Here is a 25,057-nt window from a genome sequence, read left to right on the forward strand (position 1 = left end):
CTCGCGCGCCGGCGACGTCGGCGGCGCCTCCGCCGGGTTCGCCGTTCTCGAAACGCCACAGCAGCCACAGGTGTGAGAAGCTGTCGATCCCGGCAACGGCGCTGTTCAGCGCGTATTCCGGTTCGAACACGATGCGTCCTTGCAGATGCGGGGCAAGGAAGCTGTTGCGGGGGATGCCGAACTTCTGCGGCAAATCGGTATGTATGTGAGCGATAGGTTTCATGCGCGCTATTGTATCGCGGCGTGCTGCCCCCTGCCGCGCCGCTCGCCGAAGGTTCTGCGGCATTTACGTTGGAATCCGCCGGCATTTACTACTATGAAAGTATCAAATGCGGCGTCCGGCGCCGCGCTCGGCGAAGGAGGCTTTCATGGCGGATTCGAAGCGGCTGTTGGCGGATGCGCTCACGGGCCTGATGGAATGCAAGCCGCTCGACCAGGTACGCGTCGCCGAGATCGCCTCCGCGGCCGGCGTGAGCAAGCAGACGTTCTACCACCACTTTTCCGACAAGTATCACCTGATGGAATACTGTTTCCGCGACATGTTCGCTGCTCCCTTCAAACGAATGGGGACGCTTGCGCCCTTCGACGAGTGCTATATCGAGTTCCTCCAGCTGTGCCATCAGCGCAAGACGTTTCTGCGCAACGCCTTTACCTCCCAGGACGTGAACAGCCTGTATCGCGTGATGCATCGTGCGCTGTGCGACGCGTTCGGTGCCCGCGTGCGCGTGCATGGCGTGCTCGATGAGGGGGAAACGGGGTTTTGCCTGGACTTTTTCTCGAAAGGCTGCGCAGGTTGCACGCGCCACTGGTTCGACCAGGGCATGGACTTCGAGGATACCGAGTTGGTAGGCCTTATCCGCCAGTGCATCCCCGTAGGGGCCGCAAGGTATTTCGAGTAGCTGGCCGCTCGGGCGCATGCCGTTGTCGCGTGTTCGCGTTGCCGCAGGCGCTTGTCGTTCGTGCGCGTTCCGTCCGTCGCGGATGCTTGCTGCCGCTCAAGGGAGCAGGGGACAAAGGCGCGTTTGCGTTGGCATCTTGAGAGCGCGCCGCATTGCCGTGAACACACCTCCGTCCCCTGTTTGCGCTTCCGCGTTCGCGTTGCCGGGCGCAAGGCGTGGCTCTTTCGGGCTATCTGCTGTGTTCGTGGCCAAAAAGGCGAGAGATGTGCAATGGCGGGATGGTGCGTTTGATCGTCCGAGCAAAGTTTGGCAGCAGATGCGGGTTCGGGATAGGTTTCGCCGCATCTGAAGCCGGATCCTGCCCTGACTCGTGCCTTATCAGCGCAATGCTCGGTTTTTGTCCATCCTGCGGCATTTTGCCAAGCGTAATGCCCTCGAAAAGCAGCACCCATCGAGCCTGTGGCCTGTAGTCTTGCGAAGCCGACCACGCCCAGGTCGATCCGTTCCGCAAGGTCATGGCATGACCTCGCCCACGCCGGCTCCGAGCCGAGGCGCTGGCACCGAACCGATGCTTGGTGCAAGACCGGGGCGGCTGCGATAAAGGCTTAAACCTGCTAGGGGCTGGTCCCGGAAGCGTTCCGGGACCAGCCCCTTCTTGTTTGGTGACGATTCTCTTGTGGCGCACATGCATCCCGGTGACCCTTGGGCAGATCAAGGCCGGGCCCGGGGCTAAGCCTCGAACGGGTTGCTTTCGTCCTTGGGCTTCTGCTGGGCCACCTGCGCTGCGAGGATGTCCGGCAGGATCGAGGAGGAACCCTCGAAGCCTGACGGGAGCAGGATGGTCGAGGCCTTGCCGGATTCGGCGAATGACCCCATCATCTCCACCCACTGGGTGTACGTGAACAGGTCGTTCGCTTCCTTGGCCGACACGCCGGAGGACTTGATCACGTCAAGCGATGCGGCGATGCCGTCGGCGATGGCCTTGCGCTGGTTCGCGATGCCGATGCCCGTCTGCTCCATGGCCTCTGCCTGGGCGCGCGCCGCCACGACGGTCTTGGTGCGCTCGGCCTCGGCAAGCGCCTTCGCCGCCTCCTGGTCGCGCTGCGCCGAGTTGATCGCGTTCATGGAGCGCTCGACGTCCTTCGGCAGCTCGATGTCGGTGATGAGCGTGGTGATGATGTCGTAGCCGTAGCCCGCCATGAGCTCCGTCACGGAATCCTTCACGTTTTGCGCGATGAGGTCCTTGTTGTCGAACACCTCGTCGAGCGTGTAGCCGGGGATGGCCGAGCGCAGCGCGTCGGCGATGTAGCTTTCCATCTGGTCGATGGGGTTGCTCAGGATGTAGTAGCTGCGGTAAACGCCCGACTGCTCGACGGTCTGGGCGGGCATCTGGTCGACGCGGAACTGGACCGAGACCGCCGTGCCGATGGTCACGTTGTCCTTTGTCTTGCCGTTGAGCGAGTAGCGCGCCTCTTGCGTGCGCAGGTTGACCTCGGCGGCGCGGCGCTCGATGATCGGAATCAGGAAGTGAAGGCCCGGCTGCACGATACGGTTGAACTTGCCGAGACGCTCGATGATGGACGCCTCCTGCTGCCGCACGACGAACAGCATCGGCGAGCCAAGGGCCGCGGACCCGACGGCCGCGATGATGAACAGGATGAGCAGGGTAAGTACGATCATGGTGCTTCCTTTCTGCTGGGATGAGCTGATTTTACCGGATAGGGGTAGCCGACAACGTAAAAAATGGCGCACGCTCCGTCCGCGAATGCTTTATCCTGCTTGGTCAACCTGCTTTTGCACGAGCGCTGCGAGCTCTTTCTTGCTGTGCACGTCCAGTTTGGCGTAGATGCTGCGGGTGTGGGCTCGGATGGTGTAGATCGACACCACCTCGCGGTCCGCGATTTCCTGGGCGGTTCGGCCACGCGCTAGGCCAAGGAACACCTCGGTTTCACGGGCGGACAGGCCCGCGGCGCGTGCGACCTCCTCGCAGGCAAGCTTCCATCTGCCTGGCTGCCTGGCTGCGCCGATGCCCGAAGCATCGTCTGCCGAGTCCGCGCCGCCTTCGTCCACGGGCAGCAGCATGCCGTTGATCTGCTTCTCGGAGAAGACGAACAGCACGTCGATGAGCACGGCCACACCGATCAGGGCGATGATGACCTTCATCACGCTTTCCGAGATATGCGACGCTTGGTACGCCATGGCCAAAAGACTTGCCACAAGCGTGCCGCCCGACAACGCCGCATTGCCGAACGCTACGATGCGCAACGCGCCGCCGCGCCACTGATATACCAGGTAATACAGCATGGCCCACACCACCATGTTGTAGCACGTGCACACCACCCAGGCGCCCGACGCCACAGCAGGCGTGTTTAAGGAGAACATGGCGATGCACACGATAAGCACCGTAAGCGCGCAGGCGGCAACGGAATACATCTTGGCGAACCCGTCGCGACGGGATTTTGCGAGCAGCACGGCGGCCATGATGGCGATCATGAGGGGGACCTCGATAAGCTGGGAAACCACGTTTGCGCCGATGGCGAACGTCGGTGGCACGCTGATCAGCACATATGCGCGGATCAGCTCAAGTGCTGTGGAGCACAGGCCGATGGAGGCGAGCAGCACCCAGAACCTTTGCGTCAGTTTCACCGGGGTGGCGAGCACCTGTTTTTCGCCGCGCAGATCTTTTCGGCGTATGCAGAACAGCGAGGCGCCTATCACGGGCAGCGCGATGAAAGCCGCAACGGCGATCGGCTGTGGGCAGCCGTTCAACACGAAGTAGATGGCAATCGAAAATAGCGTGCATTCGGCCAGCCGGTAGAGCGCGCGGTGGGGCGGCAGCGTGCCGAACAGGGCGGCGGCGCGTACGAACAGCATGGTGGTGCCGATGCCTGAGAGCACGCAGCCGGAGTTGAACAGCACAGTGAGCGCGGAGTGGGGGACGGCTGCGCCCAGCACTTCGCTACGCGCGTTGCAGATGAGGAGTGTGCCCACAGCTGCCACAAGGCCGCCGATGAACGTGGTCCGGTTCTTCGCGACCCATTTGGAGAAGCGGTCGGCGAACAGCGCGACGAGCGACAGCGTGATGAAGCATGCCAGCAGGTGCACGAGCATGAGGTTCTCGGTGATGTTGCTGTTGTCGGTCTCGTGCAGCCAGAACGATCCGGAGAACGCGATGGTGTTCCACGCGATCCAGCAGCCCAGGCCCAGATACGTCAAGCTGGGCGCCTGTCGGTCGATGGACGCAAGCGCCGTCGAGAATCGCTCGGAAACGCTCGCGGTCGCTTTTCCTTGTGTGCGCTGGTTCTGCGTCGTGTCGTCCTGTTCGCGAATTGCCATATCCCCCCGATTCCCGATTGGCTTTCGTGTTATTGACCGGAAGAAGGCGTGACGCCACCGGGCGAACAGGGGACGGAGGTGTGTTCACGTGTTAGGCCCTTGGGAACCCGAGATTCCGCCGTGAACACACCTCCGTCCCTTGTTCACGTGTCCCCTTCTTCGTCTACCTATTCTAAACCCCTACGTCCATATTCGACTAGTTAACAAGTGACCATACAGCGGTATCAACATCGTTAACTAGTGACGTAGCTGGGGTTTTGCGGAAAACGTAAGGTGGTGACCGTTCCGAGACGAGGGGGTCATCATGAATATCAAGAACAAGCCGCTGCCGAGGTTCGAGGTTCCGTCGAGCTATGAGAAGTATGCGGAAGGCGGCTATCTGATGGATGTTCGCGAGCCTGAGGCCGACAGCTTCGGCGATCGCAAGCCCACCATCGCCTCGGGCGCGGGCGCTGCTGCCGTCGATCCCGCTGCCATTGCGCAGGGCGCGGCTGCGGATGCCGAATACGAGCTTCCTGATGAGCCCACGTTCGCCGATCGCGTGAACATGGTGGTCATGTGCGTCGGTTCCCAGAACGCGCTGCGCGAGGCCTTGTACAAGACGCTGGCGTTCTGCCAGCAACCCCATGAGTTCACCGAGGTCGAGGATTTTATCGCCCAAACCGATGAGTTCGTCTACAGCCATATCATGCAGACGCCGTTCGCCATGATCCAGATGCTCGTCGACGCCGGCGGCCTTGCGCAAACGCCGCTCGATAGCGAAGGCAGCCCCATCGCCGACAAGCAGCTGGCGAACCTTTCCGAAGACGAAGCCGACGACCTGATTTCCACGTACCGCATTCAGACCACCGACGCCGGCGTCGAAACCGTGCGTCTGCTGGCGCCCGAGCGCCGCATCGAAGCGCAGCTCTCCCTGCGCCCGCATCGCCGCGACACCTATTTCGCCGTGCTCGATTTTTGCATGCAGCCGCGCAAATTTCCGGAAATCGAGGCGCTCTTCAAGAACGTTCCCGGCCTGTCGCAAGACATCGTGGCCGACCATCACAAGCTTTCGCCCGATTTCTACGTCGACAAGCTTGACAAAGCCGGCGCGCTCGTATGGCGCGGCGCCTGGGTTGCAACCGACGCGGGCAAGCGCATGCTGCAAGCCCACAAGCGCGAGCAGGCGACTGCATAACCGCATCCGCCGGCGAAGCGGCAGGTTGCGGGCGTGCTGGGAACTCCCGCTCGTCTGCCAATCGGCTCGCGGCTCCCTACGTGAACAGGGGACGGAGGTGTGTTCACGGATGCGATTCGCGTTCACCCGATGGGGTCAACGTGAACACACCTCCGTCCCCTGTTCGCCCCCGTTCACGTTCCCACCCGAAAAGCAATATGGCAGCAGGAGAAACCCGCTGCCTATCGCAATAGACGAGTAAGCAAGGATCAAAAGGAGGAGGAAGCTTTGTCTACGACTATGACACGTCGCTCGTTCATGAAGACGGCAGCGGTCACCGGCGCGGTTGGCGCGCTGGGGCTGGGCGCCGCTCACAACATGGCACCGAGCGACAAGGCATGGGCCGACAACGACGTGCACGAGGTTCGCACGTCCTGCCGAGCCTGTATCGCCAACTGCGGCGTCATCGCCACGGTGAGCAATGGCCGCGTCATCAAGCTGAGGGGCGATTCCATCGACCCGATGTCGAAGGGTCGCATGTGCCCGAAGGGCCTGTCGGGCATCCAGGCGTTGTATCACCCCAATCGCAACAAATACCCCATGAAGCGCGTGGGCGCCAAGCCCGGCAACCAGTGGGAGCGCATCAGCTGGGATGAGGCGGCGAAAACCGTGGCCCAGCACATGATCGACATGCGCGACAAGACCGGCAAGCACGGTCTTCTGTGCACCACCGGCGGCGGTGGCAACCCGCAGTTCTTCAGCCCGCCGCGTTTCCGCAACTTCTGGGGTGCCGGCAACGTGTTCGAGCCCGGCTGCGCGCAGTGCTACCTGCCGCGTAACTTCACCATGCCGCTGGTCAACGGCATCGGCGATACCTCGATCGCCGACTCCGGCTGCTCGGAGCTGTACAAGCCGGCCAAGTACGGTGGGCTGACGGAAGTCTACGTCATCTGGGGCACCGGCCCGGCGTGGCACTCGCCTTCCACCTCCGGCCGCTGCGTGGCCGAGCTGCGCGAGAACGGCTGTAAGACCGTCGTCGTGGACCCGCGCTTCACCGCCGACGCTTCCAAGGCCGACGTGTGGCTGCCCATCAAGCCCGGCACCGACATGGCCATGATGCTCGGCTGGATGCACTACATCATCGAGAACAAGCTCTACGAGAAGATCCCCGGCTACGAGACCTTCTGCGAGCAGTGGACCAACCTCCCGTTCCTCGTCGACCCGCGCGACAACGTCAGCCTGCCGCCGGTCGCCGAGGACATCACCAAGGACGGCCAGCTGCTGCGCGCCTCCGCCGTGTTCGACGACGTCGATGCCACCAACGAGGGCTACGTCTACTTCGACACCGAGAAGGGCGAGGTCACGAAGGCGTTCGCCCTGGGTCCGGACAACGACGGCACGTACCACCCGCAGATGTTCGGCACCGTGGACGTGAAGCTCAAGGACGGCTCCACCATCACGTGCAAGACCGCGTTCGAGGCCTACAAGGACCGCTGCGCCGACTTCGACCTGGATACCGTGGCCGAGATCACCGGCTGCAAGAAGGAGAAGATCATCGAGGCCATCGAGCTGTACTGCTCGAGCGCTCACGGCGGCATCTCCCTGGGCGTGGCAACCGACATGTACCCGGGTTCGGCGCAGGCCGCCATCGGCGCCGCGGCGCTGGACTGCATGACCGCGCACCTGTGGCACCCCGGCTGCCCGGCCAACAAGGTCGGCGGCCAGGGCTCGAAGGGCCTGACCAGCTGCGAGTCCACCATCTTCCCCTCCGGCTTCATCGGGGAGACGAAGTACGAGTTCCAGACCAACGACGCCATCCTCGAGCGCCTCGGCTACTGCGAGCACAAGGGCCTGGGCGGCTGGATGCACTCCCACATCCCCACGGTGCTCTCCGCCGTGCTCACCGGCGAGCCGTACCAGCCGAAGGTGTGGATCGAGCGTTCCGGCAACAAGATGGCCGCGCTGGGCAACGCAAGCTCGTGGGTCGACGCGTTCCCGAAGTTCGACCTGATCGTGCACGGCTACATGTACCCGACCAGCTTCACCACCGAGGCCGCCGACATCGTGTTCCCCGTGTGCGAGTGGCTGGAGAACGCGTTCGCGCAGAACCGCCTGAACGTCAACCTCATGCGCAAGCCGGTGACGAACCTGTTCGAGGCCGCCGACGAGATCATGATGTGGGGCAAGATCGCCGAGGCCATGTCCGACCCGAACTCTGAGCTCTATGACGTCAACATGGAGGCGTGCATGGACGACGAGAAGATCGGCAGCCCCATGGTGCCCGCGTACTGGAAGACCATCAACGAGTACTGGGACTGGGTCGCCCAGCAGGGCGGCGACAAATCCGTCACCACCATGGAGCAGGCCATGGATGCCTTCCCCGTGAAGTGGGCGGAAGACGACGAGTACTGGGGCGGCACCACGTATGACGGATACTGCCAGGTCAACGCCGGTTCCGGTGTTGCCGGCAAGGTGGACCCGGGCATGGAAGGCGCCAGCGCCGACGACGGCAAGGTCACCTACACCGGCTTCTCCACGGCCGCCCGCGACATCAAGGACAACCCGAAGAAGTGCGGTCCGTACGCCGACACCATGCTCTACCTGGGCCGTCACGGCAACGAGAAGTTCGACATGCCCGCCGCGGTTGTGGACTACAACCCCATGCCGTACTACTTCACGCCCGAGGACCAGAGCGAATATGGCGACGAGTACCCGCTGCGTCTGACCGAGGGCCGCATCCCGTACTTCCATCACGGCACGCTGCGCAACAACCCCTACCTGCGCGAGCTGTACCCGGCGCCCGAGCTGTGGATCTCGCCGGAGAACGCTAGCAAGTACGGCATCGTCGACGGCGACTGGGTGAACATCAAGAGCCCGCGTACCGACGGCAAGGACGTGTTCCGCGACATCACCACGGGCCTGTCCACCGACACGGTCATGGCCGGCGGCAAGGACGCGAAGTTCGGCCCCAGCGAGTTCGCCCCCGGCGAGGAGCTGACGGCTAACGGTCAGAGCGTCGTCAAGGACGGCATCTTCGCCGTGGCGCGCGTGACGAAGGGCATCGCGGAGGGCACCGTCTACATGGAGCGCTTCTGGAACCCCGAGTTCTTGGAGGACGGCTCCGACGGCCGCAAGTCCTGGACCACGGAGAACATGAACGTGCTGACGAAGAACACGGGCTATTTCAACCCCGAGTTCGGCACCTACACCCTGCGCGGCATCCACGTCAAGGTTGCCAAGGCGCAGCGCCCGGAGGGCATCTGGTACGAGCCGACCGACTTCGAACCCTGGATGCCTGAGCCCACGGAAAACACGGGAGGAGCGTTTTACACCAAATGAGCCGCAATTGCTTAGTTGTTGACCTGGATAAATGCATCGGCTGCCACGCGTGCGAGGTGGCCTGCAAGAACGAGAACGGCATCGCCTTGGGCGAGTACTGGAACCGCGTGCTGCAGATCGGCCCGCACGGGACCTTCCCCGACTTGGAGCAGTACTGGCTGCCCGTGCAGTGCCAGCAGTGCGAGGACGCACCCTGCGTGCACGTGTGCCCGACCGGCGCGAGCTATCGCGACGCCGACGGCAAGGTGCTGGTGGACAAGGAGAAGTGCATCGGCTGCAAGTACTGCATGATGGCCTGCCCTTATGGCGTTCGTTCGTGGAACGCCAAGGAGAAGGCGGTCGAGAAGTGCACGCTGTGCGGTCAGCTGACCAGCGCCGGCCAGGAGCCCGCGTGCGTGGCCGCCTGCTGCGCGAACGCCCGCTTCTATGGCGACCTGGACGACCCGAACTCCGACGTGTCCAAGGCCGTGGCGGCCGCCGACCCGGCAAGCCTGCACACCCTGCACGACGCCGGCAACAAGCCGCTGACGCGCTACATCCTGTCCGACAAGATCGCCACGTGGCATGACGTGGACGCCATCAAGCCGGCGTCCGACGCGCAGGACGCCGCGTGGTTCGCGAAGGAGGCGTAAGGCATGGAGATCCAATGGTCCCTGGTTTTGTTCACGGCTCTGACCGGCATGGGCGGCTGCATGTTCGCGTGCGTCGCCGTCGATGAGTTCCTCGGCCGTGCGAAGGCCGCGGCGTTTCCCGCGGCTGTGGCGGCGCTGGCGATCGCGATTGTGGGCGGTCTTGCTTCCGTGACGCACCTGTCGCACCCCGATCGCATCATGGGCGCGCTAAGCCACCCGACGTCGGGCATCTTCACCGAGGCGTTGCTGGTGGGCTGCCTGTGCGTGTGCGTGGTGGTGTACCTGGTGCTGTTCAAGCGCGAGGCCGGCGCTGGCGCCCGCAAGGCCGTCGCCGTCATCGGCGCGGTGTTCGGCGTGCTGCTGAGCTTCATGGCGGGCGAGTCGTACCTGATGGAGGCGCGTCCGAACTGGTGCAGCCAGCTGCTGCCGCTGGGCTACCTGCTGACCGCGGTGCCCGAGGGCATCGCCGCCTACCTGGTGGTTGTGGCGGCGAAGGCGAAGGGCGCCGACGTGGCGCCGTACGGTCGCGCGTTGCTGGTCGGCGGTGTGCTGGCCGCGGTGGGCGCTGCCGCCTACGTGCTGTGGGCGGGTCCCGCCGACGGCGTGCAGTGGGCGCTGCTGGTCGTGGCCGTGCTGGGCGCCGGCGTGGTGCCGGCCGCATGCGGCGCGCTGCTCGGCAAGAAGCCCGAGAGCCTGATGGCCATGGCCGGCGGCTCGCTGGCCTGCGCATTCGTAGGCGCGGTGTCCTACCGCTGCATCATGTGGCTGATCACGGTCCCGATCGCGAACCTGTTCCTGAACGTGCTGTAAGCGCAAGGCCGGGGGAGGGGGATGCCCTTCCCCGGCCGACTCGCGATGCATTCGCGGTTCGTATTCGCTTTTCCCACCTCCCTCCCTTCCCCCGGCGAATGCGAACCGCGAGCGCATCGAGCGCGGACATAGGTCGCGTCCGCGATGCAGCTAACGAAAATCGATACTCGGCCCCTGTGCCCGGCTTGTCCGGCCGCGCAGGGGAACAATGGAAGCGAGCGTCTGAAGACAAGCGGGCGCTTCGGCAGAAAGGGGCGATCATGACCGACGGAAACGCGGTGCAGACGCAGCAACAGGAAGAGCGCGATCAGCTGATTTCCCAGCTCATAGAGGTGAATGCCGGGCGTGCGGCGTACTATCGCATGTTGGGCGAGCTGTTCTTCCGCGAGTTGACGCAGGAGCAGGTCGAGCATCTGGCGGGTATGGATTTCGCCGGAATGGACGGCGATGACGATCTCATCGCCCAGGGCTATAACGACATGCGCCGCTATCTTCGCCATGTGAATTCCGGCACGCGTCAGGCGCTGGCCTGCGATTATGCGCACACGTTCTTGGCGGCGGGGAATTACGAGACGTTCGCCGCCACGCCGTTTGAAAGCGTGTTCACCAGCCAGCTTGGGCTCATGATGCAGGAGGCGCGCGACGAGGTCTACAAGATGTATTGCGAGCAGGGCATCCAGCCGCAGGCCGATTTGCATGTGCCCGAGGACCATGTGTCGTTCGAGTTCGAGTTCCTGGCGACGGTCATCGAGCGCACGAATGCTGCGCTCTTGTCGGGTGATTTTGCGCGCGCTCAGGCGCTTGCCGAAACGGTCTCCGATTTTCACCGGTTGCATCAGCTCAACTGGATCGACGATCTATGCGATGCCGTGCTCGATGTGGCCGAGACCCGTTTCTATCGAGGGGTTGCGAAGGTGACGCGCGGGTTCGTGCACATGGAGACCGAGGTGATCGCCGACGAGCTCGAGGCGCTGCAAGACCTGGCGGACAAGCAGGCTGCATAGCGCGTTTCGCCTGATGGTCGACGAAAAGTGGTCGAGGTGGATGCGCTTGCGCGGTCTGGCTGCGATCGCTTCGCCCTGTTCGCGTCAGGGCAAGCTGCGGAAAGAGGCCGAGGGGGTGCGGCTGTAAGACGAGAAAGGATAGGCTTATGGGCGATCAGCCGAGCATCACGCGTCGCGGGGTGCTGGTCGGCGCCGGGGCGGTGGCTAGCATGTTTGCGGTCGGCGGCGTGGCGTACGCGCTTGAAGGTGAGGGTCGAGGGCTTTTGCGCCCTCCCGGCGCACAGGACGAGGCGCATTTTCGCGCCACCTGCTTGAAGTGCAACCGCTGCGAAACGGCTTGCCCACAGCGTTGCCTGCGCACGGGCGTCCTGGAGGACGGCGTGCTCAACTGGCGGACGCCCATCATGGATTTTCATCGCGGCGTATGCGACTTTTGCGGGGTCTGCGAGGACGTGTGCCCGGCGGGTTCGATCGCGGGCGCGCACGATCCGGCGCAGGTCATCGGCATCGCGGTCGTGGACCGCGAACGCTGCATCGCGTGGTTGCAAGGCGGTTGTCAGGTGTGCGTCGACGCATGCCCGTATGGGGCCATCGCGCTTGACGACGCGAATCGACCCGTCGTCGACCAGGCGAAATGCAACGGATGCGGCGCATGCGAGAACGCATGCCCGTCGAACAGCTACCTCGCGTTCGCCGGCGGCACCGACCGCGGCATCAACGTGCGCGCAGCAGGGAAGGAGGCGTAGGCGATGAGCGACAAGAAGAACAGCGCGCCAAAAAAGTCCCGCTTCCGTACGGCGCGCGGTTGGGTTGCGTTCGCGTGCGTGGCGTTCGTCCTGGCGGGCATGGCTTTCCGCGTGGGAATCGGCACGCCCTCGGCGTTTGGCATCCAGCAGATCTCGGCGATTTGCCCGCTGGGCGCGCTCGAGACCATGGTGGGCGCAAAGAGCGTCATGCTGCACCCGCTGTTGCTGTTCGTTCTGGTTGTGGTGCTGATTGCCCTGGTGGGCAAAGCGTTTTGCGCCTGGATGTGCCCCGTCCCGTGGCTGCAGAAGTTCTTCCGCCCGAAAAAGCGCGGCGCGGCAAAGGGCGGCGCCGGGCACGACGCCCCGGCTTCTTGCGACGACTCAGATGCGGGTTTCGCTCGGGCAAAGTCGTCGACTGCCGGCGTGGCCGAAGCCTGCGAGCCCCAAATTGGGACGGCTTCGGGTGCCAGCTGCCAAAAAACGCGCGAGTGCGTGTCGGTAGCAGGGGGCGAATACGCGAACGATGCACATGGTGTAACAACTGCAACTTCGGAATGCGCCGCTAAGGAGCCTGCGGGCGGTTGCGAGACCCTCCCGCTCGATTCTGCACACACTCGCGCAATTTTTGGCAGCAACAACACTGAACCCGCGGGGAAGCAGGCCGCCTGCGTGCCCTCCGCGTGTGCGGCTTGCGCGGGTGCATCGGTGTGTGCGAAGGCGCTCGCTCCGGTTGGCGGCAAGCGCGATGGCGTGCAGCTTGATAGCCGTCACGCGGTGCTGGTGGGAACGCTGGCCTCCGCGGCCGTGTTCGGCTTCCCGGTGTTTTGTCTGATTTGCCCGGTCGGCTTGACGTTCGCGACCATCATCGGGCTTTGGAACCTGGTGCAGTTCAACGAGCCCTCTTGGGCGCTCGTCATCTTCCCGGTCATCCTGATCCTTGAGGTCACCGTGCTGCGCAAGTGGTGCAGCAAGATCTGCCCCATATCCGCCCTGGTCAGCTTGCTGTCGAACCTCAACATCACGCTTCGCCCGCGCGTCAAGACCGACGCCTGCCTGCGCAGTCGCGGCGTGGATTGCCACGCGTGCGTCGATGCGTGCCCCGAGCAGCTCGACCCGCACTCGGGCCGCATCCCCGAGTGCTCGAAATGCGGCAAGTGCGTGGAGGCCTGCCCGGCCAAGGCCATCAGCATCAAGCTGCTGAAGTAGGCAAGTGTTCCCGGGGGGCCGGCATTCGCACTGCGATGCCGGCCCCCCGGCTTTGTACCCGAAGCGCTTCTGCGTTCGGGCGATAACCCTCCGCCCCCTTGCGTAGCGAGCCTCCCCGCATCCATCTCCTATGCATGCGCGCCCCCGCCCTCCCTCCGCTTTCGTCGGTTCCGTGGAAACGTTACCTTGCGTGGGCCTGCTTCGCGCGGCGGCTTATCATGGAAGGCAGACGAGAGAAACATGCGCGGTCGCCAGATGGGAAAGCGCCGCGTTGATTTGGGGGAATACATGCTGCTGAGCGAACTTGCGCGCGGACAGGCGGGCGTGGTCGAGGCTGTGCACGGCGAAGGCTCCGTTCGCCGTCATTTACTGGATATGGGGCTCACGCCCAATGCGGAGGTGACGCTGCAGAAGGCGGCTCCCATGGGCGATCCGATCCAGGTGACGGTGCGCGGCTACGAGCTGACGCTGCGCCTGAGCGAGGCCGACAACGTGCACGTCCGGGCGCTCGACCTGCAGGATCGCTCCGATGCCCCGGCCGGCGCCGACGCTGCGCGCTCGCAGGCAGCCGGCGCCGTCGCGTTCGCAGCTCGCGCCGATCGCCCCCCGCTGCCGCACCCCGGCCTCGGCGAGTTCGGTCCGGCCGAGGAGGCCTACCGCGCTCACGCGCGCCGCGCCGCTGCGAAGACCGGACCGCTCACCTTCGCGCTGGTGGGCAACCAGAACTGCGGTAAGACCACGCTGTTCAACCAGCTCACGGGCGCGAACCAGCACGTCGGCAACTTCCCGGGCGTCACGGTCGATCGCAAGGACGGCGCCATCCGCGGGCACGCCGAGGCCACCGTCACCGACCTGCCGGGCGTGTACTCGTTGTCGCCGTATTCCAACGAGGAGATCGTCACGCGCGACTTCCTGCTCGACGAGAAGCCCGACGGCATCATCAACATCGTCGACGGCACCAACATCGAGCGCAACCTGTACCTGACCATGCAGATCATGGAGCTGGGCATCCCCATGGTGCTGGCGCTCAACATGATGGACGAGGTCGAGGCCAACGGCGGCACCGTTCGCGTGAACGAACTCGAGGCTGAACTGGGCATTCCCGTGGTGCCTATTTCGGCGGCGAAGAACGAGGGCGTCGACGAGCTGGTCGACCACGCCCTGCACGTGGCGCGCTTCGACGAGGCGCCCGGGCGCATCGATTTCTGCCCCTCAAGCGCGCAAGAGCATGACCCGCTTGGCGCGGTGCATCGCTGCATCCACGCCACGGCGCACATCATCGAGCCGTATGCCGGGCAGGCGTCCGTCCCCGCGCGTTTCGCCGCTACGAAGATGGTCGAAGGCGACGAGCTGATCGCCCGCAAGCTCGACCTGCCGGAATCCGCCGTCTCGTCGGTGCGCGAGCTGACCGCCGCCATGGAGGCCGACGCCGGCATGGACGCCGAGGCGGCGCTCGCCAACATGCGCTTCGCCTTCCTGGCGAACCTGTGCGCCAACACCGTGGTGCGCCCGCGCGAAAGCCGCGAGCACAAGCGCAGCGTTTCCGTCGACAAGCTTCTGACCGGGCGTTTTACCGGCATCCCGTGCTTTTTCGCCATCATGGCCGCGGTGTTCGTGCTTACGTTCAGCGTCGTGGGCGCCGCGCTTTCCGACCTGGTGAGCGCAGGCGTCGACATAGCCCTCGAGGCGCTGGCCGCCGGCTGCGAGGCGTGGGGCCTCAACCCCGTGGCGCAATCGCTGCTGGTCGACGGCGTCGGCGCCGGCGTGGGCGCGGTCATCGGGTTTTTGCCCACCATCGTCACGCTGTTCTTCTTCCTGTCCATCCTTGAGGACTCGGGCTACATGGCGCGCGTGGCGTTCGTTATGGACCGCCCCATGCGCAAAATCGGCCTGTCCGGGCGCTCCATCGTGCCGCTGCTCATGGGCTTCGGCTGCTCGGTGCCCTCGATCATGGCCACGCGAACGTTGTCGAGCGAACGCGACCGCAAAATGACCACTATGCTGGTGCCGTTCATGAGCTGTAGCGCGAAGCTGCCTATATATGCCCTGCTCGTAGGCGCGTTCTTCCCGCGTGCGCTGCAACCGGTGGTCATGATCGGCCTGTATGCGTTCGGCGTGGCGGTGGGCATCTCGTTCGCGGCCGTGCTCAAACGCGCGCGTTTCCGCGGCCAGCCCGTGCCGTTCGTGATGGAGCTGCCGAACTACCGCCTGCCCGCCGCGAAAAGCGTGGCGCGCCTGGTGTGGGACAAGGCGAAGGGCTTCGTGAAGAAGGCGTTCACCGTGGTGCTGGCCGCGTGCGTGGTCATCTGGTTTTTGCAGACGTTCGACGCGCGCCTGAACGTGGTCGACGACGTCGACGCCAGCCTGCTCGCGGGCATCGGCGGGCTGATCGCCCCGCTGTTCGCGCCGCTGGGCTTCGGCGATTGGCGCGCGGCAACGGCCCTCATGACGGGCTTCATGGCGAAGGAGAGCGTGGTATCCACGTTGACGCAGGTCATGGGCGAGGGCGTGGACCTGACCATGTTGTTCACGCCGGTGGCGGCCATGGCGTTTCTGGCGTTTGTGCTGCTGTACACGCCGTGCGTGGCGGCAATCGCCACGGTGCGCAGCGAGCAGGGCGGCGCACGCGCGGCGCTCGAGATGGTGCTTTTGCAGTGCGGCATCGCCTGGGTGGTCTCGTTCGCGGTGTATCTTGCGGGCTCGCTGGTCACGGGCGGGATTGCGAACGCGTTCAGCCTGCCGGGTTTGGTCGCGGCCGTGGTGATCGCGGTGGGCATCGGCGTGTACCTGAAGCGACAGCGCACCGACGGCGAGCTGAAGGTGGGCTGCAAAACCTGCCCCGCCAACTGCAAGAACTCCAGCGGCTGCTGCCATTAGGGCAGGGAAGTTAGTTGGGCTGCTGGCGCCTTCTCTCAAAGGGGTACCGAGTTCTGGATGGTTTTGCAGCTAGAAGGCGCTGGTTTTGCCATGGTTTCGGAGTTCTGGGCGGTTATTTCTCGAGAAACACGAACAAACGGCTAAATAACCCCCCAGAACTCAAAGATAGCGTGAAAAATCGGGCTTCTCGGCTGCAAAACCGCCCAGAACTTTAGTCTGGCGAGTTCCCCATGCTCCTAACTGCTTCAAATCATAAAAAATTGCCCCGCCTCCAATGGAAGCAGGGCGATTTCGCATACGAGGCAAACTCAGCTGAACAGCAAACCGCCTGCTATGCGGCCTTCACGTCGTCCAGCTCGCGGCCGGCGTTCGGGTCGTTGAACACGTCGGTGTCCATGCGCCCGGCGCGCTTGGCCACAATGGTGGTGCACACGGCGTCGCCGGTGATGTTCACGGCGGTGCGCGTCATGTCCAGGATACGGTCGATGCCCATGATCAGCGCGATGCCCTCAAGCGGCAAGCCGACGGAGTTGAACACCATCGACAGCGTGATCAGGCCCACCGACGGGACGCCCGCGGTGCCGATCGACGCCAGCGTGGCGGTGGCGATGACGGTGGCGTACTCCACCGGTCCCAGCTGCACGCCGAACAACTGTGCGGTGAACACCACGGCCACGCCCTGCATGATGGAGGTGCCGTCCATGTTGATGGTGGCGCCCAGCGGGATGGTGAACGACGAGATGCGGCGGTCGACGCCCATCTTCTTCTCCAGCGTCTCGATGTTCAGCGGGATGGTGGCGTTCGACGTTGCGGTGGAGAACGCGAACATCATCACCGACACGAACTTCTTCAGGAACTTGATCGGGTTGATGCGCGCGAACACCGTCAGCAGCACCATGTACACCACCAGGCACTGCACGGCAAGCGCCAGCAAAACGCCCAGCATGTACTTCACCATGGGAAGGAACGCGTCGAAGCCGATGTTGGCGAACGTGCGCGCCAGCAGGCAGAACACGCCGATGGGGGCTACGTACATGACCATGGAGGTCATCTTCATCATGATGTCATTGAACTGCTCGAAGAAGCGGTGCACCACTTCGACCTTGCGGCCCATGGTGGACAGGATGATGCCCACGAACAGCGCGAAGAAGATGATGGCAAGCATATCGCCTGAGGCCAGCGCTTGAATGGGATTCTTCGGGATGATGTTGAGCAGGGTGTCGGTGAACGACACGTCGGTGTTGGCGCTGCCCGACAGGGTGGAGGTGTCGGACGCCACCATGCTGGACATGTCCACGCCGCGGCCGGGGTTGATCAGGTTGCCGATGCTCAGCGCCACGGTGACGGCCAGCGCGGTGGTGCACAGGTAGAACACCAGCGTCTTCAGGCCGATGGTGCCGAGCGTTTTCGTGTCGCCGATGGACGACGCGCCGCACACGATGGAGCAGAACACCAGCGGCACCACGAGCATCTGCATCAGGCGGATGAAGCCCTGGCCTACCACGTAGAAGATACCGTTGACGAACACGTCGTCGCGCACCGTGCCCGCGGGCACCAGGTAATGGAAGATGACGCCGCACAAAAGGCCCAGGCCCAGCGCGATGAGGATGGACCCCGTAAGGCCGATATGCAGGCGCTTGGGCTTTTCGCCCATGTTGATCTCGGTAGACACGTGCCCCTCCTATTCCTGCGCGCCGCGGGCCAGCGCGGCAAGGTTGTGTTCGGCGGCGAACGCCGCAAGGTCGTCTTCCCAGGTGGGGAACTCGTAGACGCCGGTGAGACGGGCCATCATGTCGTCAAGCTCGATGCGGTAGCCCTGCCAGGGGTTGGCGGTGCCGCGCAGGTTGCCGGTAGGCTGGCCGGCCAGCACGAAGGCGCGCTCGAAGAACTCGAAACGGCTGGTCACGCCCGTGCAGGCGGCATGGAACGTGCCGAACTCGTCGGACTCCATGGCGGCAATGACGAACTTGGCGAACGTGTCCACCGACGTAGGGCAGGCGAACTGGTTCGCGGGCACGGGCACCGTTTTACCCTGGGCGCTTGCCAGCAGCGCGCGGCCGAGCAGGTCGTCGGGGCGGGCGGTGTAGACCCAGCTGGAGCGCACGATGATGTGGTGCTGGTTCAGCTCGTTGACGAAGCGCTCGCCGGCCTGCTTGGACTTGCCGTACACGTGCGGCGGGTTCGTGGTGTCGAACTCGTTGAACGCGCGGTCCGCATTCTCGGGGAACAGGTCGTCGGTGGACAGGTGCACCATGGTGGCGCCGACGTTGTTGCTGGCGATGGCCAGGTTGCGCGCGCCAAGGGCGTTGACCTTGTAGGCCTTGTCGGGATTCTCGTCGGCCTCGGTGCGGCTGGCCAGCGCCGCGCAGTTGATGACGAAGTCGGGTCGGTACGACTCGGCGAAGTTCAACACCTCGTGCAGGTTCGACACGTCGATCTCGATGTCGCTGGTCATGACCTTGTAGCGGCTGTGGTCCAGGAAATGCTCGATTGCCTGGCCCATTCGCCCCGCCGCGCCGGTGATCCACACGGTGTCCTGAGGACCCATTTTCATAGGGCGCCTCCTTCCGGATGTGCTGCGCGCGGCGCCTGCGGAAGGAGCGTCGCGCAAGGGGTAAGTGGTTAGCTTGCCTATTTTACCGCTCCCGAAGCTCCGGCGCAGCAGCCGTTTCCCAGTAAATTGCAATCGAACCGCTCGGAAAAAGAATCAGCTAGCGAAGAGGGGCGAGGGGGATACTTAGGGGACGGACCCAAGGCGCCGGGCCTCGAAGCGCAGTCCGGCGGGGCCCGCGATTAGGCGCGTCCGCGAGTCGAAGAACCGCGCGAGTTGGAGGACCTCGAAGCGCATTTGAGCGTCAGCCCAAATCGTCAGGACCGCCCGCGAAGCCAAACCCCACCCACGTAGTCGGAAATGTCAAGACTCTGTGACGATGGGCCGGGTCTGGGTTGACGTTTGCTGGCGGAGTGCGAATATAGGCCCATCGAACGCAACGGGCGTTCGGGCGGGTGCTTTTGCGCTTCGCAAACCGCGTCGTTTCGGCGCACAAGATTGGGCTCGGCGGTTTCGCCGCGGCCCGCAAACGTTAGGAAATATGATGACCTGCACCAATCTGGATATCCGAATTATCAGCTCCATTATGTAGGGTCCGGGTTGCATTTCAGCTGCCCGAACCCTAAACGGGCAGCTGATGGTTCTTCAAGCCGGAGGCTGTTTGAGAAAAACGGCCTCCGGCTTTTTTGCGCCGTGTCCTGCGGCGCCGGCATTTTGCCTGATGTGTTTCGCCTTCCGTCTTATGGCTTTCCCACCTGGTCTTTTGCCTAAGCCTTTCCGTTTTTCCCAAGCAACGTTCGCTTGCGGGGCCGGTCATCGATCGCGCGTGCCGCGCCGCCAACCGGCAACGTGGCAGGAAAGGAAAGGCAAAGCAAATGAACGATCAGCAACAGCGAAAGCCCCTGTTCGGTAAGGGGAAGGCGCGGGGGGCGAACGCGCAGACGCGCGGCGCAAAACCCTTCGCAAGCATGCCGCAGCTTGGCGTGAAGCCGGCTTTTGCGGGCGCCTCGGCGGCTTCCGCACCCGCACCTGCGGGCTCCGCGTCCGTCAAGCTGGCCGTCGGCCAGACCCCCGCAACTGCCGCTGCGGCTGCCGGCGTCGCGTCCTCGGCGGCGGTTGCCGCAAAGCCGCAGGTCAAGCGCGACTCCACCCTTGAAGTCATGGTCGCATCCATGGTCGGCACCGCCATCGAGTTCTACGACAACTACTGCTATTCCATCGCCGCCGCAAGCTACTTCGGCCTCATCTTCTTCACCGACGTTGCCAAGTCCGACCCGGTGCTTGCCACGCTGCTGGCTTTCGTCACCTTTGCGGTGAGCTTTCTTGCCCGCCCGTTCGGCAGCCTGTTGTTCGGCCACTTTGGCGACCGCCTCGGTCGTAAGAAAACCCTGGTCGCAGCCCTGATGCTCATGGGTACCGCAACGTTTTGCGTCGGCCTGCTGCCTGGATACGACGTGCTCGGCCCTGCGGCCGTGGTGCTGCTGTGCGTCTGCCGCGCCTGCCAGGGCCTGGGCCTTGCCGGCGAGTGGTCCGGTGCCGCGCTGGTGGCAACCGAGAACGCCCCGGCCGATAAGCGCGCGCTGTTCGGCAGCTTCCCGAACCTCGGTGCGCCCATCGGGTTCTTCTGCGCGTACGGCGTGAACCTGCTGCTCGACACTCTGCTTCCCGCCGACGCGATGCTCGCCTGGGGCTGGCGCGTCCCGTTCCTGCTGTCGTGCCTGCTCGTGATCGTCGGCCTGGTCGTGCGCATGCGCATGAGTGAGACGCCCGTCTACCAGAAAGCCGCCGCCGAGCACCGCACCACGAAGACCCCGCTGCGTGACCTGGCCCATCATTGGCGCCGACTTGTGCTCGGCACCTGCACGATGAGCATCACCTACACGCTGTTTTACGTGCTGGGCACCTGGTCGCTGTCCTACGGCGTGTCCACGCTGGGCTTCACGCAGCAGCAGTACCTGGGCATGCAGATGATCTCGGTGTTCTTCTTCGCCGGGTTCATCCTGGTCGGCTGCCTGACCGCCGACAAGCGCGGCCGCAAGCCCGTCCTGGTGGTCGGCAACGTGTGCACCGTGCTGTTCGCCCTGGTGGCGCCCATGCTGCTGGCAGCTCATAGCGTGCTGTCCGTGATGGTGTTCCTGTGCGTCGGCTTTGCCTGCATGGGCACGATCTTCGGTCCCTGCGGCAGCTACCTGCCCGAGCTGTTCCCCGCGAAGGTGCGTTATTCCGGAGCCGGCCTGAGCTACAACCTGGCCGCCATCACCGGCGGTGCGTTCGCCCCGACCATCGCATCGGCCCTGGTCATGAACTTCGGCATCCAGTCGCTCGGCTGGTACCTGGGCGGCATGGCCCTGATCGCTCTGGCGGCGTTGGCCTTCTTCCGCGAAAGCAAGGACGTCGACTTCGAGCAGTAAGGGAAGGCGGCGCAGCAAAACCCGCGGAATCGCGGAAACGCGCGAATTGCGACCCCGCAAAAGCGCGAACCTGCGAACCGTGGAAGCGAAAACGGCGAATTGCGATCCCGCAAAAACGCCCGAAACGACGAACGCCCCTGCAAGCCTCTTCGGCTCGCAGGGGCGTTCGTCTACTCCTGCACCTTCAGCGCCAGGGCCAGGGGCACGCGCTTGATGCGACGGATGTGCAGCAGCGCCACCGCCAGGTAGGTGGCGAACCCGATGGCGATGACCTCCGCGATGGCCATCATGGGCACGTAGATCTCGATGTTGCCGTTATACGCCAGCAGCATGGCGCGGAAGAGCAGCGTCAGCCCGCCGATGATCAGGGGCTGGCACACCACCAGCGACACCGCCACCGTCAGCGTGATGGAGCGCACATACAGGCGGCTGATCTCGGAATCGCGGTAGCCGAACACCTTCATGTAGCTGATCGCGCGCGCCGACCGGTCGATCACCGATTTCGTCAGCAGGTACATGAACACCAGGAAGATGAACACGGAAAGCCCCACCAGCATGCCGATCATGTCGTCCATCATGCCGACGAACTGCTCGCCGATGGCGTCCATGCTCTCGGGCGTCAAGTCGCTGGCAAGGTAGCGCGCGTCCAGGTCAAGCGCCTGATCGGAGGCATAGCCGTTGAAATACCCGGCGTCGTTTCCGAAGAAGCGGTTGAAATCGTCAAGGCTCATGTACACGGCCATGTCGGACTTCGTGCCCCAGGTGTACGCGTCGCCCTCGTAGGCGACCTTGCGCGTTTCGTCCTCGTACTTGTCGTACAAGCTGATGGTTTGCCCGTCGGCGAAACCGAACTTGTCGATCAGCCCGTTGCCGAACGCCACGTGCCCGTCGCCTACGGCAAGGTCGTTCCAATAGCGCGAATCCTCGGGCACGCCGTATACGGTGATCGTCTCCGTGCCCGACCCCTCGCCGCGATCGTACTCCAGCGAATACACGGCATACTTCTCCGCCTGCGCGTTATCAATCTCCAGCGGGGCCTTCAGCGTGTACATATGCTCGGCGACCACGTTGTTGTGCAGGTTCTCGGCATAGTGCGTCATGGTCGGCAAAATGGCCAGCGAGAACAGCAGCAGCATGCTGGCGAACCCGATGCCGACGAACAGCGTGGCGAAGTTGCCCAGGTTGCGCAAGAACACCCTCATGCGGAAACGTGCGGGGAAGCTCAGGCGCTCGGGCAGGGCAAAACCGCGCTTCACGCCGCCTTTGCTGGTTTCGTGGCGCAAAAACTCCAGCGGGGTGTGACCCATCTTCCGCAAAAGCCCCAATAACGTGATGCCCACAAGCGTCGCCACGGGCAGCACGGTGGTTTGCGCGAACACGCCCCAGCTCCAGGTGGCGTAGTAGGGCGGCAGGCTGTAGCTGCCGTAATACAGGTTGCGCATCGGCTCGCTCATCAGGGTGTAACCGGCCACGTTGCCTACTACGGCGGCTGCGATGCCCACCGCCGCGGGCAGCGCCAGGTAGTGCGTCACCAGCTCGCGGCGACGATAACCGCTGGCCAGCAGCGTGCCGATTATTGCGCTTTCCTCCTCGATGGTGCCCGACGTCAGCACCACGAACACGAACGCCATGATGACGATGATCATGTACAGCAGAACGCTCCACATGGTAGAGTCGCCTGAAACGTCGTCGGCGGCGTAGCCGATTCCCTGGTTGGCGCTCGAATCGGTCAGGTCGTCCACGGTCGCCCCGGCATCGGAAAGCGCGCGCATCATGTCCTTTTCGGCATCGGTGCGCTGTGCCACGGTAAGGTCACGGTCGACGAAACGCACCGAGTACGTGTACGCCGGCTGGTGCCCGGTTGCCTCAAGCGCCGCGAAACCGCTTTCGGAAACCTCGGCCACGCCGAACGTGAGCGTGTTCACCGTGAAATCGGAGTTGTTCTGGAACAGGGCCTGGTTGTCCGAGGTCGTCATGATGCCGCACACGGTGAAGCGCTGGCCGAACAGCTCCACCTCCTCGCCGACGGTTATGCCGTTGTTCGTGGCGAACACGCGGTCTACAGCCACCTCGTCGGCTGCCTCGGGTACACGGCCTTCGGCGTATGCGGCCAGGTCAACCTGGGTGCGATGCTGATAGACGCGCAGCGTGCGGTCGCGGCCGTCGTCTCCTTTCGCGTGGTTGAAATCAGCGTCGAAGGACCAGTTGCGGAAGATGTCCGCGCTGCCCGCTCCGGCGTCGTGCGCCGCGTCGACGGCGGCGTTCAGCTGCTCGTCGGTGGCTTCGAAGGCGGTGGTGAAGCGCGCGTCCTCGATCGAGTACTTCTCGGGCATGTCATCGATAATGACGCCGATGGAATGCGCTGCCAGCAAAAAGCCCGATGTCAGCGCGATAGTCACGGACATCAGCAGGAAGATGCCCAGATATTTCCCCAGATTGTTCTTCAGCTCGCGCGGGAAGCGCTTGCGCAAAGGCGATGCCATGGCGCGCCTCCTACCAGGTCAGGTCGCGCGCGGCCATGCGCTCGACGTTCGCCGTGTCCTCGGCCAGCTTGCCGTCGCGCAGGCGCAGCACGCGGTGCGCCATGTGCTTGATCGCGTCGTTGTGCGTGACTATGACCACGGTGCACCCGTAATCGCGGTTCACGTTCTCCATCAGCTCCAGGATCTCCTTCGACGTCTGGTAATCCAGTGCGCCGGTGGGCTCGTCGCACAGCAAAAGCCCGGGATTCTTCACCAGCGCGCGGCCGATGGCGCAGCGCTGCTGCTGGCCGCCCGAAACCTGGCGGGGAAACTTCGCGCGATGCTCGTAGAGTCCAAGCGAGCGCAGCAAATCGTCCACGGGAAGGGGGTTTGCGGAAAGATGGGCCGTGACCTCGATGTTCTCGCGGATGGTCAGGTCGGGCACCAGGTTGTAGAACTGGAAGACGAAGCCGAGCTTGTCGCGGCGGTACTCGCCGAGCTGCTTGGGCGTCAGGCTGGTAAGCTCCGTGCCGCCCACGTTGATCGAGCCGCTATCGATTGCCTCCAGGCCGCCCACCAGGTTCAAAAACGTCGATTTGCCGCTGCCCGACGGGCCGAGCAGCACACAAATCTCGCCTTTGTTCACCGTGGCGGTGACGTCGTGCAGCACCGTAGCGCGCGCCTCGCCTTCGCCGTAATGCTTGCACAAATCGCGAACCTGCAGGTAAGGCGCAGGGGAGGAAGCGGCGTCGGCGGCGTGGCTGGTGGATGTCGCCCTAGGTGTGCTAGCTGCAGCAGGGCCTGCTTCGGTTGCGTGCGAGTCGAGATCGGCGGTGCTGGTTGCGGTTGCGGGGTTCTTTCCCATGTCGCGCTCCTTCGCGGTATGCGGGAGCCTCTCGAGCGCCGGTCGCACCCGCGAGGGACCGCAATATAGTTTTCCAAGGAAAACTATATACCACAAGTTCACCACAGGTTACAAGACACTTGGGGACGTAGCACTAAGTGTCAGAGTCCTGCTCGATTCCCTTGCAACAGGATGAATGGGGGATATGTGCTTTTCTGCTTGCTGTCTCAAGAAGGCAAGCTTCGGACTCGGACGCCTGGTGCTACGTCCCCAAGTGTCCGAAAACGTTTTGGAGAGGAAGAGAAAAGGGGCTCGCAGAACCGTTGTTCTGCGAGCCCCTCAAAGAGCGCGAAATCGCGTGGGTTACTCGTTGCTGCCTTTGCCCTCTTCGCTGGCGGGCTCCGGCGCTTCGGGCTCGGGCTGGGCGATGCCAACGGTGCCGCCTGCGGTCCACGAAATAGGTGCGGTGTCGTACACCTCGGGAACAAACAGGCGCGCTGGTGCGGAAGCCTGACGATTGGCGTTGCCGGCGGCGGTACTGCGATCGGGCGTCGGATTTCCGGCAGCAGCTGCTTCGCTCGGTGCGTTCGCCATTGGCGTCTTGGGCGCATGGGCCCCGCGCACGGCGACATTCGCCTCGGCCGGCGCCCCCGCCTGCGGCGCGGCAGCAGCCTGCTGAGCCGCAGCAGCCTGCTGCACCTGCGCCTGCGTCGCCGCGACAGCCTGCGGCACGCCAGCCGCCACCGCCTGCACGCCAGCCGCCTGCGCCCCCGCAACCTGCACG

At 64.0% G+C, this 25,057-nt stretch carries 18 protein-coding genes; 10 read left to right on the plus strand and 8 right to left on the minus strand.

All coding sequences use genetic code 11. From position 1 onward, the window contains the following. On the minus strand, nucleotides 1–193 hold a 193-nt coding region (locus SFHG_RS06870), incomplete at its 3' end, for a TrmO family methyltransferase domain-containing protein (protein WP_238318298.1). A gap of 175 nt (nucleotides 194–368) precedes the next feature. On the opposite strand from SFHG_RS06870, the gene SFHG_RS10120 reads away from it, so the two are divergent. Beyond that, the gene (locus tag SFHG_RS10120) at nucleotides 369–899 is read left to right on the plus strand and encodes a TetR family transcriptional regulator (protein ID WP_052297847.1); all 531 of its coding nucleotides are present in this window, start codon (nucleotides 369–371) and stop codon (nucleotides 897–899) included. Between the two features lie 729 nt (nucleotides 900–1,628). Here the strand turns inward: SFHG_RS10120 and SFHG_RS06880 are convergent. Both SFHG_RS06880 and SFHG_RS06885 read right to left on the minus strand, forming a co-directional pair. Continuing rightward, nucleotides 1,629–2,579: an SPFH domain-containing protein gene (locus SFHG_RS06880; RefSeq protein ID WP_042435600.1), complete on the minus strand. Its 951-nt coding sequence runs from the start codon at nucleotides 2,577–2,579 to the stop codon at nucleotides 1,629–1,631. A 90-nt stretch (nucleotides 2,580–2,669) separates the two neighbouring features. Then, nucleotides 2,670–4,235 (minus strand): helix-turn-helix transcriptional regulator, encoded by a 1,566-nt coding sequence (locus SFHG_RS06885; protein WP_042435603.1) that lies wholly within the window; start codon nucleotides 4,233–4,235, stop codon nucleotides 2,670–2,672. A gap of 304 nt (nucleotides 4,236–4,539) precedes the next feature. Here SFHG_RS06885 and SFHG_RS06890 point away from each other — a divergent pair, with 304 nt between their 5' ends. From SFHG_RS06890 to feoB, 8 genes are all read left to right on the plus strand, one after another. Beyond that, complete coding sequence (locus SFHG_RS06890) at nucleotides 4,540–5,412, plus strand: hypothetical protein (RefSeq protein WP_042435606.1); 873 nt, start codon at nucleotides 4,540–4,542, stop codon at nucleotides 5,410–5,412. 267 nt (nucleotides 5,413–5,679) lie between these two features. After that, nucleotides 5,680–8,730 (plus strand): molybdopterin-containing oxidoreductase family protein, encoded by a 3,051-nt coding sequence (locus tag SFHG_RS06895; protein ID WP_148514800.1) that lies wholly within the window; start codon nucleotides 5,680–5,682, stop codon nucleotides 8,728–8,730. Then, a complete protein-coding gene (locus tag SFHG_RS06900) occupies nucleotides 8,727–9,362 on the plus strand; it encodes a 4Fe-4S dicluster domain-containing protein (RefSeq protein ID WP_042435612.1) in 636 nt (211 codons plus the stop codon). Before SFHG_RS06895 ends, SFHG_RS06900 begins: the two co-directional genes overlap by 4 nt. Before the next feature lie 3 nt (nucleotides 9,363–9,365). Beyond that, nucleotides 9,366–10,172: a DmsC/YnfH family molybdoenzyme membrane anchor subunit gene (locus SFHG_RS06905; protein WP_042435613.1), complete on the plus strand. Its 807-nt coding sequence runs from the start codon at nucleotides 9,366–9,368 to the stop codon at nucleotides 10,170–10,172. Between the two features lie 260 nt (nucleotides 10,173–10,432). Beyond that, complete coding sequence (locus SFHG_RS10780; RefSeq protein WP_042435615.1) at nucleotides 10,433–11,176, plus strand: TorD/DmsD family molecular chaperone; 744 nt, start codon at nucleotides 10,433–10,435, stop codon at nucleotides 11,174–11,176. Nucleotides 11,177–11,322: 146 nt separating this feature from the next. Continuing rightward, nucleotides 11,323–11,922, plus strand: a complete 600-nt coding sequence (locus SFHG_RS11130; RefSeq protein WP_042435618.1) for a 4Fe-4S dicluster domain-containing protein — start codon at nucleotides 11,323–11,325, stop codon at nucleotides 11,920–11,922. A gap of 3 nt (nucleotides 11,923–11,925) precedes the next feature. After that, the gene (locus SFHG_RS10125) at nucleotides 11,926–13,128 is read left to right on the plus strand and encodes a 4Fe-4S binding protein (protein ID WP_052297848.1); all 1,203 of its coding nucleotides are present in this window, start codon (nucleotides 11,926–11,928) and stop codon (nucleotides 13,126–13,128) included. 240 nt (nucleotides 13,129–13,368) lie between these two features. Next, nucleotides 13,369–16,005 carry a ferrous iron transport protein B gene (gene feoB / locus SFHG_RS06930; RefSeq protein WP_238318299.1) on the plus strand — a complete coding sequence of 879 codons (2,637 nt, stop codon included), beginning with the start codon at nucleotides 13,369–13,371 and terminating at the stop codon, nucleotides 16,003–16,005. Nucleotides 16,006–16,336: 331 nt separating this feature from the next. Here feoB and SFHG_RS06935 read toward each other — a convergent pair whose 3' ends face one another. Together SFHG_RS06935 and SFHG_RS06940 are read right to left on the minus strand one after the other, a co-directional pair. Continuing rightward, on the minus strand, nucleotides 16,337–17,677 hold the full coding sequence (locus SFHG_RS06935) for a dicarboxylate/amino acid:cation symporter (protein ID WP_202898140.1): 1,341 nt from the start codon (nucleotides 17,675–17,677) through the stop codon (nucleotides 16,337–16,339). Between the two features lie 9 nt (nucleotides 17,678–17,686). Then, nucleotides 17,687–18,559 carry an SDR family oxidoreductase gene (locus SFHG_RS06940; RefSeq protein ID WP_202898141.1) on the minus strand — a complete coding sequence of 291 codons (873 nt, stop codon included), beginning with the start codon at nucleotides 18,557–18,559 and terminating at the stop codon, nucleotides 17,687–17,689. Nucleotides 18,560–19,431: 872 nt separating this feature from the next. Between SFHG_RS06940 and SFHG_RS06945 the strand changes: the two genes are divergently transcribed. Continuing rightward, nucleotides 19,432–20,967, plus strand: coding sequence for an MFS transporter (locus SFHG_RS06945; protein WP_202898142.1), 1,536 nt, complete (start codon nucleotides 19,432–19,434; stop codon nucleotides 20,965–20,967). Nucleotides 20,968–21,137: 170 nt separating this feature from the next. Here the strand turns inward: SFHG_RS06945 and SFHG_RS06950 are convergent, their stop codons facing one another. The 3 genes from SFHG_RS06950 to SFHG_RS10785 form a co-directional block, all read right to left on the minus strand. After that, nucleotides 21,138–23,450 (minus strand): ABC transporter permease, encoded by a 2,313-nt coding sequence (locus tag SFHG_RS06950; protein ID WP_042435621.1) that lies wholly within the window; start codon nucleotides 23,448–23,450, stop codon nucleotides 21,138–21,140. A 10-nt stretch (nucleotides 23,451–23,460) separates the two neighbouring features. Then, nucleotides 23,461–24,294 (minus strand): ABC transporter ATP-binding protein, encoded by an 834-nt coding sequence (locus SFHG_RS06955; protein ID WP_081468994.1) that lies wholly within the window; start codon nucleotides 24,292–24,294, stop codon nucleotides 23,461–23,463. Between the two features lie 342 nt (nucleotides 24,295–24,636). Next, a partial coding sequence (locus tag SFHG_RS10785; protein WP_202898143.1) for a hypothetical protein occupies nucleotides 24,637–25,057 on the minus strand: 421 nt, incomplete at its 5' end.

Source organism: Senegalimassilia anaerobia JC110 (genome assembly GCF_000236865.1).
GTDB classification, from domain to species: domain Bacteria; phylum Actinomycetota; class Coriobacteriia; order Coriobacteriales; family Eggerthellaceae; genus Senegalimassilia; species Senegalimassilia anaerobia.

What these genes read in the sequence shown, in the direction of transcription:
- SFHG_RS10120 (WP_052297847.1), top strand. Translation starts at nt 369, where the DNA reads ATGGCGGATTCGAAGCGGCTGTTGGCGGATGCGCTCACGGGCCTGATG.
- SFHG_RS06880 (WP_042435600.1), bottom strand. Translation starts at nt 2,579, where the DNA reads ATGATCGTACTTACCCTGCTCATCCTGTTCATCATCGCGGCCGTCGGG.
- SFHG_RS06885 (WP_042435603.1), bottom strand. Translation starts at nt 4,235, where the DNA reads ATGGCAATTCGCGAACAGGACGACACGACGCAGAACCAGCGCACACAA.
- SFHG_RS06890 (WP_042435606.1), top strand. Translation starts at nt 4,540, where the DNA reads ATGAATATCAAGAACAAGCCGCTGCCGAGGTTCGAGGTTCCGTCGAGC.
- SFHG_RS06900 (WP_042435612.1), top strand. Translation starts at nt 8,727, where the DNA reads ATGAGCCGCAATTGCTTAGTTGTTGACCTGGATAAATGCATCGGCTGC.
- SFHG_RS06905 (WP_042435613.1), top strand. Translation starts at nt 9,366, where the DNA reads ATGGAGATCCAATGGTCCCTGGTTTTGTTCACGGCTCTGACCGGCATG.
- SFHG_RS10780 (WP_042435615.1), top strand. Translation starts at nt 10,433, where the DNA reads ATGACCGACGGAAACGCGGTGCAGACGCAGCAACAGGAAGAGCGCGAT.
- SFHG_RS11130 (WP_042435618.1), top strand. Translation starts at nt 11,323, where the DNA reads ATGGGCGATCAGCCGAGCATCACGCGTCGCGGGGTGCTGGTCGGCGCC.
- SFHG_RS10125 (WP_052297848.1), top strand. Translation starts at nt 11,926, where the DNA reads ATGAGCGACAAGAAGAACAGCGCGCCAAAAAAGTCCCGCTTCCGTACG.
- feoB (WP_238318299.1), top strand. Translation starts at nt 13,369, where the DNA reads ATGCGCGGTCGCCAGATGGGAAAGCGCCGCGTTGATTTGGGGGAATAC.
- SFHG_RS06940 (WP_202898141.1), bottom strand. Translation starts at nt 18,559, where the DNA reads ATGAAAATGGGTCCTCAGGACACCGTGTGGATCACCGGCGCGGCGGGG.
- SFHG_RS06945 (WP_202898142.1), top strand. Translation starts at nt 19,432, where the DNA reads ATGAACGATCAGCAACAGCGAAAGCCCCTGTTCGGTAAGGGGAAGGCG.
- SFHG_RS06950 (WP_042435621.1), bottom strand. Translation starts at nt 23,450, where the DNA reads ATGGCATCGCCTTTGCGCAAGCGCTTCCCGCGCGAGCTGAAGAACAAT.
- SFHG_RS06955 (WP_081468994.1), bottom strand. Translation starts at nt 24,294, where the DNA reads ATGGGAAAGAACCCCGCAACCGCAACCAGCACCGCCGATCTCGACTCG.